The following is a 16047-nucleotide window of genomic DNA, read 5'->3' as shown; positions in this document are numbered from 1 at the left end:
GGATGAAAGTATTGATTTTAATGAAAGCCTTGTCAAGATTTAAATCTTGACAAGGCTTCAATTGATTTGAATTAAATATTTTGAGAAATCAATTTTTAGTTTTTCATATTGTTGTTGGTTTGAAATATAACCGTCGTACTAAACGGAGGAAATGTAAATACAGTTTTAAAATAATCAGTTGAATACTCTTTATCACTAATAGGATTATTAAACGTTACTCTCGTTTTAAGACTAGAACATCTTAATTTGTCATCATAATTTTTATCAAATGAATAAGGTAATGGTTCAAAATAACCCTCATAATTTTTTTCACAAGGATATAATCCGTCAGATTCTAATGGACTTTGTTCAAATACTTTTCCAAAATGTTGAACTATAAATAATATTATTATTGAAATTAATAAGGATAAAATAATAATTTTTAAATTTTTCAAATTCAAAAATTCAAAAATTCAATTAATTACAAATAAATTTACATACAATGCTCATCCATTCCATTTAGCTGAAGTGCTTCTTTGGCTGGTGAAATGAAAGGAATGTTTAATTCTAATCCGCGAAGGATAAATAATACACCCAAAATAAGTGTGATAATTGGTAAGATTTTTAAGATAGTTTGACGTTGTTTCACTGATAAAAAATTACCAAATAAAACGGTGGCAAACATTAAAGGCAAGGTTCCAAGTCCAAAGAAGAACATGAATAGTGCACTTTTGTAAACTGATCCTAAACCAATGGCTGCTGTAAGTGAAGCGTAAACCATTCCGCAAGGTAAAAGTCCGTTTAATAGACCAACTATATAAAGAGAGGAAGAATCTTTCTTGATTAAGAATTTACCAAGAGAGAGTTTTACTTTTACCATCAAGGCGTTAACAGGGCGAAGTTGCGTAGCACCATTTTCGTAGAATTTTGGAATCATGACCATAATAATCATCAAAACTCCAATCAAAATACTTAAGTAATTTTGTAATCCAACAAATGAAAATGATTCACCAATCAATCCTAAAATTGCGCCTAAAATTGTATAAGTTGTTACACGTCCTAATTGATACGTCAAATTACGAAGTGTAAATTTTAGTTTGTTTTGAGATTCTAATCCCAAAGATAAAGCAATAGGCCCGCACATCCCCACGCAATGCAGGGACGATGTAAGACCTATGGATAATGCTATGATAACTATTGTGAAATCCATCGAATGGACTTTTTAATCAAATAAGTTTGATTATTTTCTTTCCAGCTTAAAGTTAATTCGTATTCTCCGTCAATTAACTTAACAGATGGTACTAAAAAATTCTTTTTATCAGATAATTTAATCGGCATTTTGACATCTTTTGTTTCGTCATCATTACGCATCAAAAAAATATCTCCTTTAAAATCGGCAGCAGTAGTTGCTGGAAATTGAAATAAAAATCCATTTGCTTGTACAATAACTTCTGGTTTTTCGGCCAAAGCATTTGCACGTTTTTCAGCATTTATTTCATCCTGAAAATGAATTTCTTTTTCGTAATAATCCTCGGTTACCATTCCACCTGTATCTCCTGCAAAATATAACAATGATAGAATGAATATCATAAAACATCCCAAAGCAATTGCTACATAATGTCCCCAATTTAACTTCATATGATTAATATTTGAATGGAGCTGAGAAGCTCGTTTCGTATTTATCGATTACTTTTCCTTTTTGATTAACTAAGCCAATCACTACTTTTTCTTTGTACGATTTAACTTCATCCATTGGAATTTTCAAGAAGAATTTTCCTTGAATGATTTGACCTTTTTCCATGTTCAATTTATTTTCGCCTTCATACATTTCTACTTTTGAGTTTTTGTGTGATAGCAATTGAACAGTTACAATTTGATCTGCATTCGTTTTATTGTACAATGTATACTCGAATTGATTAACGTAGTATTTTCCTTCTACTTTGTAATCTGTTCCAGGAACTTTAAGGTATTTAGATTCTACATCAGAACGAGAGAACAAGAAAGCTGTCATTGCTCCAATTAATAATAATAAAGCAAATGTATAAGCAGCTAATCGTTTTGTGAATTTGAATTTTTCGCCACGTTTGATATCATCTTCCGAAGCATAACGAATCAATCCTGTTGGTAAACCGACTTTTTCCATTACTTCGTCACACGCATCAATACAAGCTGTACAGTTAACACATTCTAATTGGATTCCGTTACGAATATCAATTCCAGTAGGACAAACAACAACACATTGACCACAGTCAATACAATCCCCTTTTCCTTCAGCTTTACGATCTTCGTTCTTTTTAAATTTTGCTCGACCAGCTGTTCCTTCACCACGTTTGAAATCGTATGTTACATTGATTGTATGCGAATCAATTAATACACCTTGGAAACGTCCGTAAGGACAAACCAATGTACACGCTTGTTCGCGAAACCATGCGAATACGAAATAAAACATTGCTGAGAAGAAAACTAATCCAACCAATGTTCCTACATTTTCGGCTGGTCCTTCTTTTATCACATCATACAACGCATCAGCTCCAATAATGTAAGCTAAGAATACATTGGCGATGATAAATGAAATGATTGCGAAGATGGTCCATTTCAATAATTTTTTACGAATTTTTTCTTCGTCCCAATCTTGCTTATCTAATCTAATTTGTTTTGCTCTATCTCCTTCTATGGCGTATTCTATTTTTCGGAAAACCATTTCCAAAAAAATTGTTTGCGGACATACCCATCCACAAAATAAACGACCATAAGCCATGGTAAATAAAACGATGAAAATAATTGTCGTAATCATTCCTAAAGCTAGAAGGAAGAAATCGGATGTAAAGAACGGAAATCCGAATAAGATGAATTGGCTGTGCAAAACATCAAATTTGAACAATGGATTTCCATTAGGTAATTTAAAGAAAGGCGTTAAGATTAATATTGCTAACAATACATAACTTACATACGTCCTATAGTTTGTAAACTTACCTTTTGGTTTTTTAGGATAAACCCATTTACGTTCTCCGGTTCGCTCCATGGTTCCAATGGAACTACGAACATCTTCGTTCATTTGGCTGTTATCATCCAAATAATCGTCTAAATTAAATTCATCTTTTGGGTCAGAATTTTGAACACTCATTTTAGTGAATTTTAAATATATACAAATTTACGACTAAAAAAGAAAAGAGAGCTTATAAATAAGCTCTCTTTCAATATGATATTTGTTGTAATTATTAATGAATTACTTTTGTTTCCATGCTTCCATTAAGTCACCTTGAGGAGCAGCTGCACCTTCTGCAACTGTTTTCGTAGGTTCTTTTTGGTTGATGTAATAAACATAAGAAGCTACTTTCTCAATTGCTAATCCAGATAACTCTTTACGTTGACCAAATGCACGCATTTGAGGATTGTGAGGAGATCCATTATAAACAATGTGATAGATATTTTTGAACAAACTATCTTCTACATGATTCACCCAGTAATCATCCGTTAAGTTTGGTCCAATACCTCCTTTACCACCTTCCATGTGACATTGTGTACAGTTTTGCTCAAAGATTTTTTTACCTTGTTCTACGATTGCAGGATCGTTAGATTTGTTTACAGCTCCTGTGATATCAATATCATTTGCAACTGCCCAAATACTATCTTGCGCATCTTTGTAAACCATTTCTTCTTCGTATTCTTTGTCCATGTGAGCAAAGTCTGTGAAGCTATATGCCATTACGTAAACTACCATAAATACTATACCAAAGTAGAATAATGATAACCACCATTGTGGTAAAGCGTTGTCTAACTCTTTGATTCCGTCAAAACCGTGATCTAAGATAATAGATTCTTCTTCTTCGTCTGATTGTTTTTTACCAGCACTACTGAACAATCTTTTGAAGTAACCTATTTTAGCTTCTTCTAAATATTTAGCTTGTTCATCTTCAGATAATCTTTTGAATTTCTCTGCTTCAACAACTTTGTTTAAAGCATTGATGATTAAAAGCATCACGATTGCAACTGCTAATACTGCCCAGAAAATTCCTTGTGCAAACACATGTTTCAAGTGCTCCAATAAATTGTGCATCATTCCTTGAAAACCTGGTTCTGGCACCACATCTACTGGCGTCACCATTGTAAACGCTAAGATTACTGCTAATAGCGTTAATGGAATAAATATATAAGCCGGGGTACGTTGTCTCATTTTGTATTATTTTTTTCGTTCTCTTCTGGTTCTAAATCTAAAGCTGCTGACTCGCTGTCTTTGTAATACTCTTTTGGTTTTTTCATAACCTTAACAAAAATTGTCACAAAGACTGCTATAAATCCTATTAGGATTAATGTCTGCAATAAAGATGCATACTCATACTGAGAAAGGAATTCTTTATAATATTTTAACATTAGTTACTTGCTGTCTCTACTTGTTCAGCTTTGATATCTGTTCCTAAACGTTGTAAATATGCGATTAACGCTGTAATCTCACGATCTCTTAACGGAACAAACTCTTTACCTTGTTGTTTAGCTTCTGCTTCTTTTTTCGCATATAACTCTTTCAAATCAGACGCATCTTTAAAGATAGTTTGCTCGATTGCTAAAGCTTGTTTGTTCATAGAAACTTGCATACTGTCAAAATCTTCTTGTTGATAAGGGACACCTAATGCAACCATTGATTTCATTTTATCACGCGTTAACTCACGGTCTAATTTGTTTTCAATTAACCATGGGTAACGTGGCATGATAGAACCATCTGATGTAGAACGTGGATTCCACATATGTTTGTAATGCCAAGCGTCTGGGTTTTTACCTCCTTCGCGGTGTAAGTCTGGACCAGTTCTTTTAGAACCCCATAAAAATGGGTGATCGTAAACAAATTCTCCTGCTTTAGAGTATTCACCATAACGTTTTACTTCATCACGGAATGGACGAACCATTTGCGTGTGACAAGCATTACATCCTTCTCTAATATATAAATCACGTCCTTCTAACTCTAATGGAGTGTAAGGTTTGATACTTGCAATTGTAGGTACGTTAGATTTTACTACGATTGTAGGAACAATCTCTACTAATCCACCTACTGCTAAAGTTAATACAGCTCCGATTGTTAACACGATTGGTGTTCTTTCGATCCAAGAGTGTACGCCTTCTCCTTGTGTACGCGCTGCTGTTTTTGGAGCCAATGCAGGAGCTTCTGCTTCTTCATTTGCAACAAAGTGTCCAGATTTTACAGTTTTCCAAACATTGATAATCATTAAGATTGCTCCTATTAAGTATAATGTTCCACCAAATGCACGCAATGGATATAACCATTGTTTAAGAATTGTAACTGTTTGTAAGAAGTTACCATATTCTAATGTTCCATCTGCTGCGAATTGTTTCCACATTAAACCTTGTGTCCATCCTGCAACATACATAGGAATTACCCAGAATAAGATACCGAAAGTACCTATCCAGAAGTGCGCATTAGCCATCTTAACAGAAGCTAATTTTGTATTGAATAATTTTGGTGCTAAATAATAGATCATACCAAAAGCGATAAATCCATTCCATCCTAAAGTACCTACGTGTACGTGAGCAGGAACCCAGTCTGTAAAGTGACCAATTTTATTTAATGTTTTTGTTGCTAACATTGGACCTTCAAAAGTAGCCATACCATAACAAGTTAAGGCAACTACGAAGAATTTCAAAATAGGATTTTCTCGTACTTTATCCCATGCACCACGTAATGTTAATAAACCATTTAACATACCTCCCCAAGATGGAGCGATTAACATGATAGAGAAACCTGTTCCTAAAGCTTGTGCCCAACCTGGTAATGCGGTATAAAGCAAGTGGTGAGGACCAGCCCAAATATAAATAAAGATTAATGACCAGAAGTGGATAATAGATAATTTGTATGAGAATACAGGTCTATTAGCTGCTTTTGGTACAAAGTAATACATTAATCCTAAGATAGGTGTCGTTAAGAAGAATGCTACCGCATTGTGTCCGTACCACCATTGTACTAACGCATCTTGAACTCCAGAATACAATGAATATGATTTCGGAGCCGTTAAGCTAAATGTTACAGGGATTTCTAAATTGTTAAACACGTGTAACATTGTAATTGCAGCCCAAGTTCCGATAAAGAACCAAATTGCTACATACAAATGACGAACACGACGTTTAGCAATCGTTAAGAACATTTGTGCTCCAAACAATACCCAAACTAAAGCGATTAAAATATCAATTGGCCATTCGTGCTCAGCATACTCTTTAGAAGTGTTGTATCCTAAGATAAATGTTACAAATGATAATACAATAAATAATTGCCATCCCCAGAAAACGATCCAGCTTAAAACATCGCTGTACATTCTGGTTTTCAACAACCTTTGCATTGAATAATAAGCTCCGGTAAAGAACGAGTTTCCAACAAACGCGAACACCGCAAATGTTGTGTGAATCATTCTTAATCTACCAAAACCAAGTGTCCCTTGTGAATTGATTAACCCTTGGATGTTCCCTCCGATTGTACCATCATCCGATCCGAAGATGTATTCTGGTAACGTTGGAAAAAACAACAAAGTTGCAACCAATACTCCAAAGAAAAATGCCATAACTGCCCAAAACAATGTGGCATAAAGGAAATACTTTACGATCTTATTGTCGTAACTAAAAGTCTGCATTTGCATTATGAGTCGATTTTATCTTGTGTTTTTTTATCATCTTTTAACATTCTCACTGCTGGGGATTCATCCTCATCAAATTGTCCTTTCTTATACCCTAAAAAGAATAAAAGTAAGAAAATTGCCCCCAAAGAGACACTAACTAATATCATTAATAATAATATCCCCATAGCTCCACAAAATTACAAAGCCCTAAGTTCTTATCACAATGATTTTGGTCAGAGCAGTATGTATAAGTCTAATTTAAAATCAATCTAAATTCCATTTTGTTAATTTATCTACAATTCGCGTACTTGCCGTTGCAAAAATTAACACTGAAATAGAACTTATTGGCATTAATATAGCCGCTACAACTGGCTGTAAATAACCAGAAACAGCGAAACTAAGTCCAACAATATTATACAAGAAACTGATAAAAAAAGCAATTTTTACAAATTTCATCGTGGTCTTCGATAACTTTAAGAAATTTGGAATTGCTGAAAAACTTTTTGCATCCAAAATTCCATCACATGAAGGCGAAAAACTGTTAATATCCTCAGAAATAGAAATCCCAACTGTACTTTGCTTCAAAGCTCCAGCGTCATTCAATCCATCTCCAAGCATCATCACTTTCTTCTCATCTTGTTCCAGTTGTTTGATATATTCTAACTTATCAGTTGGTGATTGATTAAAAATCAATTTTGCATTGGTTGGAAAAATTGTTTCTAAATATTCTTTTTCAGAATCATTATCCCCAGACAAAACGTGTAACTGATAAGCATCCAATTCTTTCAATAAACGATCTAAACCTTTTCTATATCGATTGGTGTAAACAAATTTACCAAAAACTTCTTCATTAATTGATATAAATACTTGAGATTGATTTAAAGTATTTTCATTAAAAATAGCATTCGTAAAACTTCTCGAACCAACTTTTATTTGATGTCCATCTACATTAGCTTGCTGACCTTTTCCTACAATTTCTTCGTAATTTGAAATCGGTAAATGATCGTCAACAGTCAACTTTTTATATAATGTACGGCTTAATGGGTGATTAGAGTTTCTAATCAACGCTTTTACCAATTGTTTTTGATACTCCGAAAGTTCTTTCCCTTCGTATTGCACTTGCGCTTCATCACTTTCCGTAATTGTACCAGTTTTATCGAAAACTACATCTGTAATTTTCTCCATTCTTTCGATTGTCGATGTATTTTTTACATAGAATTTCTTATTACCGAATATACGCATCATGTGTCCCAAAATAAATGGAGATGACAAACCTAACGCACAAGGACAAGCAATAATTAAGATAGATGTAACAACTTCTAATATTTTTGACGAATCGTGGAAATACCAATAAACAGCAGAAATTGCTGTAATAATAAGAATGATTAATGTAAAATAATGACTGATTTTATTCGTCAAAGCATTCAACTCAGATTCTTCTTTCTGGAAAGCATCATTGTTCCACAATTGGGTTAAATAACTTTGATTAACATCCGAAATAATTTCCAACTCAATTGCATGCCCAGATTGTTTTCCCCCAGCAAATATTTTATCTCCAGCTTTTTTCTGAATCAAACGAGATTCTCCAGTCACAAACGAGTTATCGATCATCGCTTCACCTTTCATCAAAATAGCATCGGCTGGAATAATTTCTTCATTTCTAATTAAAATTCGATCACCTTTTTTCAAATCAGCCAACAAAATTGGTTGTTCATAACCATTTTCTAATTTTGCAACTGCAATTGGATAAAACGATTTGTAATCTCGATCAAATGCCAACGCTTGCATTGTTTGTTGCTGAAACCATTTCCCTGTCAACATCAAAAATAAAAGCATCGCTAATGTATCAAAGTAACCTGGCGAAATATCGAAAATGATATCATAAGTCGATTTGAACATAATCACGATGATTCCTAACGCAATTGGCACATCGATATTGATATATTTATTTTTCAGACCTTGCCAAGCCGAAACAAAATAATCGGTAGATGAATAAAAGAAAACAGGCAATGATAACGCGAACATTGTCCAACGGAAATATCCTTTGTTTTGATCTAACCATTGTTCTTTTACATTACCAAAAACTTCGACATATTCTGGAAATGATAAAAGCATAATATTCCCAAAACAGAATCCTGCAATAACCAATTTGCTCACTAAAGAACGATCGACTTTGCTTTTTTTCTTTTTGTCTAATGTTTTTAGATTAATCGAAGGTTTATAGCCTAAATTTGTAATAAATCTTGCCAAATCACCTAATTTCAAATCCGCATCTCGATACGTAATCTGAACAGTTTTTTGCGTAAAATTGACATTAGAAGATATAATATTTGGATTAATTGTATCCAAACTTTCTAACAACCAAACACACGAAGTACAATGCATTACAGGCACATAAAAGGACACAACAGTAACGCCATCATCTGAAAAATCGACAACTTTATCAAAGATTTCTTTTGTGTTTAAGAAATCAAATTGATGATTACTTTTTCCATCAGGACGCAAACCTGCATTACGATTAAGGTCGTAATAATCTTTTAAATTATTTACGTTTAAAATCTCGTAAACCGTTTTACAACCCTGACAACAAAAATCCTTTTCATCGAACTGAATAACCTCTTCTTCAATTCGTTGACCACAGTGAAAACAATTCTCTTCCATACTATTTTACAAAATTACTTTCCTTTTATCAGAATTAACGTTAACTTTGTATGAATTAAGTCATAACAACAAGATATGTCAGAGTTTAATGAGAATGTAGTATTGATTAAAGCGATGTTTGATAACCCAGAGTCTTTCGGGGTTTTTAGTAAGGAAGAATTATTGGAGTTTGAGCAAGAAAAGAAAATCATCAACCTAAAAAAAGGAGACGAAATTATCCAGGAAGGTCACACACCAAAAGGTATATATTGCGTCATGAAAGGAACTGCTAAGTTGTTCAAAATTGGTTTTAATGGAAAAGAGCAAATTCTACGTTTTATCAACGAAGGTGACATTATCGGTTATCGCTCAATTTTAAGTCAAGAAGTTTTTGGTGCATCTGCAACTGCAATGACCCCTGTTGAAATATATTATATTCCAGAAAAATTCTTCTTAAAATTATTAGAAGTTAATCCAAAATTAGCTTTCAATATTTTACAAAGAATTGCAAAAGATTTGGGAGAATATGCAAGAACAATTACTTATTTAGCACAAAAAACAGTTCGCGAACGTTTGGCTGAAGTTTTAATTTTATTAGAAGGAAAATTAGGAACAGACAAAGACGGATTTATCAACATTTCGTTGACACGCGAAGAAATGGCAAATTTGATTGGAACAGCAACAGAATCTGCAATTCGTTTGATTTCTGAATTCAAAACTGATGAATTAATCGAAGTTGAAGGAAGAAAAATAAAAGTTTTAGATCATCAAAAATTGACAAAATTAGGTCATGTTATTTTGTAAGAATTTATTCTTTATATAAAATAAAAAGTCGCTCTGTGAGCGACTTTTTTATGCAAACTATTTCAATTTCATATAATAATCTTTGAGAATTGGATCAATTTTTTCGAGCGCATATCTCAACGTCGTTCTTGGCATTTGTAATGTATATTCGTCCAAAAACTCAATCAACTTTTCTTCGTTCATATTTCCCATTTCACGCAACATCCAACCATTTGCTTTATGCATTAAATCGTGCGAATGATTAAGATTTTTCAACACAATTTCTGGAACAATTGAAAATGATTTTTGTTTGATAAAATACATCGTTGATACAATTGCTATTCGTTTTTCCCACAAATCATCAGAATCCGCCAATTCAAAAAGCAATTCTTCTCGTTTTTGATGAAAACAATAATGTCCCAAAATTTTATAACAACTTGTGTCAACCAAATCCCAATTGTTGATTTGAGAAGTTTGAGCAAGATAAAAATCGATGATATCTTTTCTTATTTGTTCATCTTTTGATTTTTCGTACTTCAAAACCAACATCAATAAAGCAGTTAATCTGCATTCGTGAATATCGGAATTCAATAAATTTTTGATGTCATTTAAAGAAACTTGTTGATAAAATTCTTTCGCAATCAAACGTTGATTCGGAACAGAAATCCCAAGAAAAATATCTCCTTCACCATATTCTCCTTTTCCAGTTTTGAAAAAACGCATCATAATCTTCGCTTTATCATCGTCCGCTAAATCTTGTAAAGTTGATTTTAATTGCTCTATCATATTTTATCAATTAGATTTTGAAGTTAACAAAAAAAGAGTCCAAAAACTGAACTCTTATTTATTTTAAAATATTAAATATAAATTTAATAACTTTAATGCAAACTTACATTTATGAATTTCAAACACAAGCCTCTAATATTATTCTTCTTCCTGATTATAATAATCAATGGTCTTATAAAGTTGTATAATAATTTTCCTGAAAATTCAATGGGTCTTTATATTCAAATTGGATTATTATTTATGGTTATATTAATTCTAATTTTTAATCTTAAAAAATCTAAAAATTAAAACTATTACTCTTCCGAATCATTTTCTTCCTCATCGTAATATTGAAAAAGGAAATTATTATAAGGAAAACGTTTCATGTGAATTTCTTTCACTTCTTCATAAACCGTTTTTCGCAAATCTTCTAAATTATCTTTTTCCGTTGCCGAAATAAACAATGTCGGATAATCTGTTTTCGCCATCCACGTACGTTTCCAATCTTCTAACGAATAATTTTCAAATTTCTTTTCAGACAAATCATCTTCATCTTGTTTGATATAAGAAAAATTATCAATTTTATTGAAAACCATAATCGTTGGTTTTTCTTTCGACTCTATTTCAGCTAAAATTTGATTCACAGAATTCACATGATCCTCAAAACTCGCATGCGAAATATCCACAACATGGACCAACAAATCCGCTTCACGAACCTCATCTAATGTAGATTTAAACGATTCTACCAATTGTGTTGGCAACTTGCGAATAAACCCAACAGTATCCGTTAATAAGAAAGGTAAATTACCAATTACCACTTTTCGAACCGTTGTATCTAATGTTGCAAATAATTTATTTTCGGCAAAAACTTCGGACTTCGATAAGACATTCATCAACGTTGATTTCCCAACATTTGTGTACCCAACCAACGCAACGCGTACCAATGCTCCTCGATTTTTACGTTGAGTCGCCATTTGCTTATCGATTCCTTTCAATTTCTCTTTCAATAACGTAATTCGATCACGAATAATACGTCTATCCGTTTCAATTTCCGTTTCACCAGGACCACGCATACCAATTCCTCCACGTTGACGCTCTAAGTGTGTCCACATTCGTGTTAATCGTGGTAATAAATATTGGTATTGAGCCAATTCTACCTGCGTACGTGCATATGAAGTTTGCGCTCGTTGAGCAAAAATATCTAAAATCAATTGTGTACGGTCGATGATTTTTTTGTTGACAACTTTCTCAATATTTTTCAACTGAGAAGGCGTTAATTCATCATCAAAAATAACTGTATCAATATCATATTCTTCGACAAAAGCCGTGATTTCATCTAATTTCCCGCTTCCTACAAAGAATTTAGAATCAGGTTTGTCCATTCTTTGCGTAAAACGTTCTCCAACTGTCGCTCCAGCTGTATAAGCTAAGAACTCCAATTCGTCCATATATTCCGTCAGTTTTTCTTCGGATTGTTCACGTGTAATCAATCCAACTAAAACTACTTTTTCGTATTGTGCTTCTTGTTTTTCTAACATATATTACTGCAAAAATAAAAGAAAGTTTTGGATGTAACCGAACTTTCTATAAAATATTGAGAATTAATCAAATCAATAAAACTCAATAAATATTTGAGTTCTTTTGGATAAAAATAGAAAAAAATAAGGTTTTCATAATTAATAACAAGTTTATTTACTAATTTTCAAAAAATCTATTGTCAATTAAAATTTCCTTTCTACATTTGTTCCGACAAAAAAGTAAAAATGTACAAAAATCAATTACATCATCATCACCATCATACTTGCACTCAAGCGAGCAGATAGTGGTATGTAATGATTTTATCACAATATCTAAATCCCGTTTGAGTAAATCGAACGGGATTTTTTGTTACTTCAAGATTTAATCATCGATTTACTCAAACTTAAAAAATATAAAACATTAAAAATGAGTAAATTAAAAATAGCCATTCAGAAAAGTGGTCGATTAAGTGAAAAATCACTCGAATTATTGAAAGATTGCGGAATTAAAATTTCTACAAGTAATCGAAAATTAAGAACCGAATCTCCAAATTTCCCTATCGAAGTTTTATTCTTACGAGACGACGATATTTCACAATATGTAGAACAAGGCGTTGCTGACATCGGTATTTTAGGAGAAAATGAAGTTTGGGAAAAAGATAAAAATGTCACTCAAATTCGTCAATTAGGATTCGCAGGTTGTAAACTTTGTTTAGCTATTCCGAAAGATGAAGCTTATACAGATTTAAGTTATTTTCAAGACAAAAAAATTGCCACTTCTTATCCACGTATTTTACAAAAATTTTTCCAAGAAAAAGGTATCAACGTTAAGATTGAAGAAATTGGTGGAAGCGTAGAAATTGCTCCAAGTATCGGTTTGGCAAATGCTATTTTTGACATCGTTTCTACAGGTTCAACATTATTAACAAATGGTTTGAAACAAGTGGAAACAGTGGTTGAATCACAAGCAGTTTTAATTTCTAACAAAAATCTCGACAATGAAAAACAAGCAATTGTAGATCGTCTTTTATTTAGAATTGAAGCGGTAAAACAATCTTCTGAGAACAAATATATTTTATTAAACGCGCCCAACGAAAAGTTAGAAGAAATCATTGCTTTGTTACCCGGAATGAAATCTCCAACAGTTTTACCACTTGCCGAAAAAGGTTGGTCATCAATCCACACTGTAATTAAAGAAGATACTTTTTGGGACATCATCGAGCAATTGAAAGCTTTGGGTGCTGAAGGAATTTTAGTACTAGAAATTGAAAAAATGATTTTATAATTTTTGATTGACGATTTACAATTTACGATTGAATCGTAATTCGTAATTCTAAAATCGTAATTCGTAACAAAATGCAAACATATATCAAACCTCAACTTTCAGATTGGTCTACGTTAACAGCTCGACCAACGAAAGAAGCACAAGATTTACAAGAAATAGTTTTAGATATTTTTGGAAAAATTCAAACCGAGAAAGATCAAGCTTTAATTGATTTTACAGAAAAATTTGATCAAGTTAAGCTAACTTCTTTAGAAGTTTCTACTCAAGAAATTGAAGAAGCAAAAACTTTAATTTCTGAAGAATTAAAAGGAGCAATTCAATTAGCAGCTTCTAATATTGAGAAGTTTCACACTGAACAACGTGAAGAAGTAAAAGTTATTGAAACCACAAAAGGAGTAAATTGTTGGAGAGAATCTCGCGGTATCGAAAATGTTGGAATTTATATTCCAGGTGGAACAGCTCCGTTATTTTCTACAACTTTAATGTTAGGAATTCCTGCTAAATTAGCTGGTTGCCAAAATATTATTTTATGTACACCTCCAAATAAAGAAGGAAAAATTCACCCTGCAATTTTATATACTGCGAACTTAATCGGAATTGAAAAAATCTACAAAGTTGGCGGAATTCAAGCGATTGGAACGTTAACTTTTGGAACAGAAACGATTCAAAAAGTGGATAAAATTTTCGGTCCAGGAAACCAATATGTAACTGCAGCAAAACAAGTTGCTCAAAACTTTGGTGTAGCCATCGACATGCCTGCTGGTCCAAGCGAAGTTTTGGTAATTACTGATGAAACTTCAGTTCCTAAATATGTCGCAGCCGATTTATTATCGCAAGCAGAACACGGAATAGATTCACAAGTGATTTTATTAACAACAAACGAGCAAACATTAAACGAAACAATTATTGAAATTAATGCTCAATTAGAAGTTCTACCAAGAAAAGAATTAGCGACTAAAGCGTTAGAAAATTCAAAAGGAATTGTTTTAAATTCTATCGAAGAATGTGTAACTTTTTCAAATATTTATGCACCTGAACATTTAATTTTCGCTTGCGAAATGGCTGAAAATTATATCGATAAAATTATTAATGTAGGTTCAGTTTTCTTAGGAAATTATTCGTGTGAATCGGCTGGTGATTATGCTTCAGGAACCAATCACACTTTGCCAACTAATGGTTATGCAAAAAATTATTCAGGAGTTTCGTTTGATAGTTTTATCAAGAAAATCACGTTTCAGAAATTATCAGCAGAAGGAATTCAAAACATTGGTCCAGCAATCGAATTAATGGCTGAAGCCGAAGAGTTATTTGCGCACAAAAATGCAGTAACCTTAAGACTAAATGATCTAAAATCGTAAATCAAAAATCGTACATGAATTCATTCAACATAAATAACATCATTCGTCCTAACGTAAAAACGCTGAAAGCTTATTCATCAGCTCGTGACGAATTTCAAGAAATAAATAACGATTTCGTTTTCTTGGATGCGAACGAAAATCCTTTCAATAATGGATTGAATCGTTATCCTGATCCTTTACAACGTAATGTAAAATCGATTTTAAGTAAAATCAAAAAATTTCCTGCAAATCAAATTTTATTAGGTAACGGAAGTGACGAAGTGTTAGATTTAATTTTTCGTGCATTTTGCGAACCGAATCAAGATAATGTTATTGCGATTTCTCCTTCTTATGGAATGTATGGTGTTTTAGCTAATCTGAATGCAATTGAATACCGAAAATCTTTATTAAACGAAGAAGATTTTCAACCAAATATCGAAGATATTTTCTCAAAAGTTGATGACAATACGAAAATGATTTTCTTGTGTTCGCCTAATAATCCAACTGGAGAAATCATCAAAAGAGAAACTATTTTAGAAATTGTAAATCGTTTCAATGGATTAGTGATTATCGACGAAGCTTATATTGATTTCGCTACAGAAACGTCTTGGATAGAAGAAATCAAAAATTATCCAAACGTTATTGTTACACAAACTTTATCAAAAGCGGTTGGTTTAGCTGGAATTCGTTTAGGAATTTTGTATGCTTCACAAGAAATTGTGTATGTTTTGAATAAAATCAAACCGCCTTATAATATTAATCAATTAACGCAATTAAAAGCGATTGAAATTTTAAGCGATTACGATAAAGTGATAGCTGTTACAAATACAATTATCGAACAAAAAGAAGTTTTAGAAACTGCTTTAATTGAGATTTCATTTGTAGAAAAAATCTATCCAAGCGATTCGAATTTCATTTTGATTAAAGTTGATAATGCGAACAAACGTTACAATCAATTGGTTGAAAAAGGAATTGTTATTCGAAATCGAAACAACGATGATTTGTGTCAAAACTGTTTAAGAATAACGATTGGAACAGAAGAGGAAAACCAAAAATTAATACAAACACTTAAAATAATTTAATTTATGATTCTTGAATTACGATTGACGATTTCTGTCATTCGT

The 16047-nt window shown here is 32.4% G+C and carries 14 protein-coding genes; 4 read left to right on the top strand and 10 right to left on the bottom strand.

What is annotated here, in order from left to right:
- Positions 1-95: 95 nt before the first annotated feature.
- The 8 genes from N5D03_RS06465 to N5D03_RS06430 form a co-directional block, all read right to left on the bottom strand.
- The gene (locus N5D03_RS06465) at positions 96-434 is read right to left on the bottom strand and encodes a hypothetical protein (RefSeq protein ID WP_280036616.1); all 339 of its coding nucleotides are present in this window, start codon (positions 432-434) and stop codon (positions 96-98) included.
- A 38-nt stretch (positions 435-472) separates the two neighbouring features.
- Entirely contained in the window at positions 473-1189 is a 717-nt protein-coding gene (locus N5D03_RS06460; protein ID WP_280051212.1) for a sulfite exporter TauE/SafE family protein, read from the bottom strand.
- Positions 1174-1617, bottom strand: a complete 444-nt coding sequence (locus tag N5D03_RS06455) for a FixH family protein (RefSeq protein WP_038335014.1) — start codon at positions 1615-1617, stop codon at positions 1174-1176. The genes N5D03_RS06460 and N5D03_RS06455 overlap by 16 nt, the downstream gene beginning before the upstream one ends.
- A 4-nt stretch (positions 1618-1621) precedes the next feature.
- Complete coding sequence (gene ccoG / locus N5D03_RS06450) at positions 1622-3103, bottom strand: cytochrome c oxidase accessory protein CcoG (RefSeq protein WP_280051211.1); 1482 nt, start codon at positions 3101-3103, stop codon at positions 1622-1624.
- 102 nt (positions 3104-3205) lie between these two features.
- A complete protein-coding gene (locus tag N5D03_RS06445; RefSeq protein ID WP_280051210.1) occupies positions 3206-4153 on the bottom strand; it encodes a cbb3-type cytochrome c oxidase N-terminal domain-containing protein in 948 nt (315 codons plus the stop codon).
- Between the two features lie 196 nt (positions 4154-4349).
- On the bottom strand, positions 4350-6617 hold the full coding sequence (gene ccoO, locus N5D03_RS06440) for a cytochrome-c oxidase, cbb3-type subunit II (protein WP_219033856.1): 2268 nt from the start codon (positions 6615-6617) through the stop codon (positions 4350-4352).
- Positions 6617-6781 carry a cbb3-type cytochrome oxidase assembly protein CcoS gene (ccoS, locus tag N5D03_RS06435; protein WP_019974626.1) on the bottom strand — a complete coding sequence of 55 codons (165 nt, stop codon included), beginning with the start codon at positions 6779-6781 and terminating at the stop codon, positions 6617-6619. Before ccoS ends, ccoO begins: the two co-directional genes overlap by 1 nt.
- Before the next feature lie 79 nt (positions 6782-6860).
- Positions 6861-9257 carry a heavy metal translocating P-type ATPase metal-binding domain-containing protein gene (locus N5D03_RS06430; protein WP_280051209.1) on the bottom strand — a complete coding sequence of 799 codons (2397 nt, stop codon included), beginning with the start codon at positions 9255-9257 and terminating at the stop codon, positions 6861-6863.
- Positions 9258-9332: 75 nt separating this feature from the next.
- On the opposite strand from N5D03_RS06430, the gene N5D03_RS06425 reads away from it, so the two are divergent.
- Positions 9333-10040 (top strand): Crp/Fnr family transcriptional regulator, encoded by a 708-nt coding sequence (locus N5D03_RS06425; protein ID WP_114997980.1) that lies wholly within the window; start codon positions 9333-9335, stop codon positions 10038-10040.
- Positions 10041-10097: 57 nt separating this feature from the next.
- Here N5D03_RS06425 and N5D03_RS06420 read toward each other — a convergent pair whose 3' ends face one another.
- The gene (locus N5D03_RS06420; protein WP_280051208.1) at positions 10098-10805 is read right to left on the bottom strand and encodes a DNA alkylation repair protein; all 708 of its coding nucleotides are present in this window, start codon (positions 10803-10805) and stop codon (positions 10098-10100) included.
- A 293-nt stretch (positions 10806-11098) separates the two neighbouring features.
- A complete protein-coding gene (gene hflX, locus N5D03_RS06415) occupies positions 11099-12322 on the bottom strand; it encodes a GTPase HflX (RefSeq protein WP_221854272.1) in 1224 nt (407 codons plus the stop codon).
- A gap of 406 nt (positions 12323-12728) precedes the next feature.
- On the opposite strand from hflX, the gene hisG reads away from it, so the two are divergent.
- The 3 genes from hisG to hisC all read left to right on the top strand — a co-directional run bounded on the left by hisG (position 12729) and on the right by hisC (position 16005).
- Positions 12729-13586 (top strand): ATP phosphoribosyltransferase, encoded by an 858-nt coding sequence (gene hisG / locus N5D03_RS06410; protein ID WP_125349882.1) that lies wholly within the window; start codon positions 12729-12731, stop codon positions 13584-13586.
- Positions 13587-13657: 71 nt separating this feature from the next.
- Positions 13658-14944, top strand: coding sequence for a histidinol dehydrogenase (gene hisD, locus N5D03_RS06405; RefSeq protein ID WP_280051207.1), 1287 nt, complete (start codon positions 13658-13660; stop codon positions 14942-14944).
- Positions 14945-14958: 14 nt separating this feature from the next.
- A complete protein-coding gene (hisC, locus tag N5D03_RS06400; RefSeq protein WP_280051206.1) occupies positions 14959-16005 on the top strand; it encodes a histidinol-phosphate transaminase in 1047 nt (348 codons plus the stop codon).
- Positions 16006-16047 lie beyond the last annotated feature (42 nt).

It is taken from the genome of Empedobacter sp. GD03861 (assembly GCF_029840885.1).
Lineage (GTDB): Bacteria > Bacteroidota > Bacteroidia > Flavobacteriales > Weeksellaceae > Empedobacter > Empedobacter falsenii_B.
The sequence above is the reverse complement of the archived record's forward strand: the minus strand, read 5'-3'. Positions and strand labels throughout refer to the sequence as shown.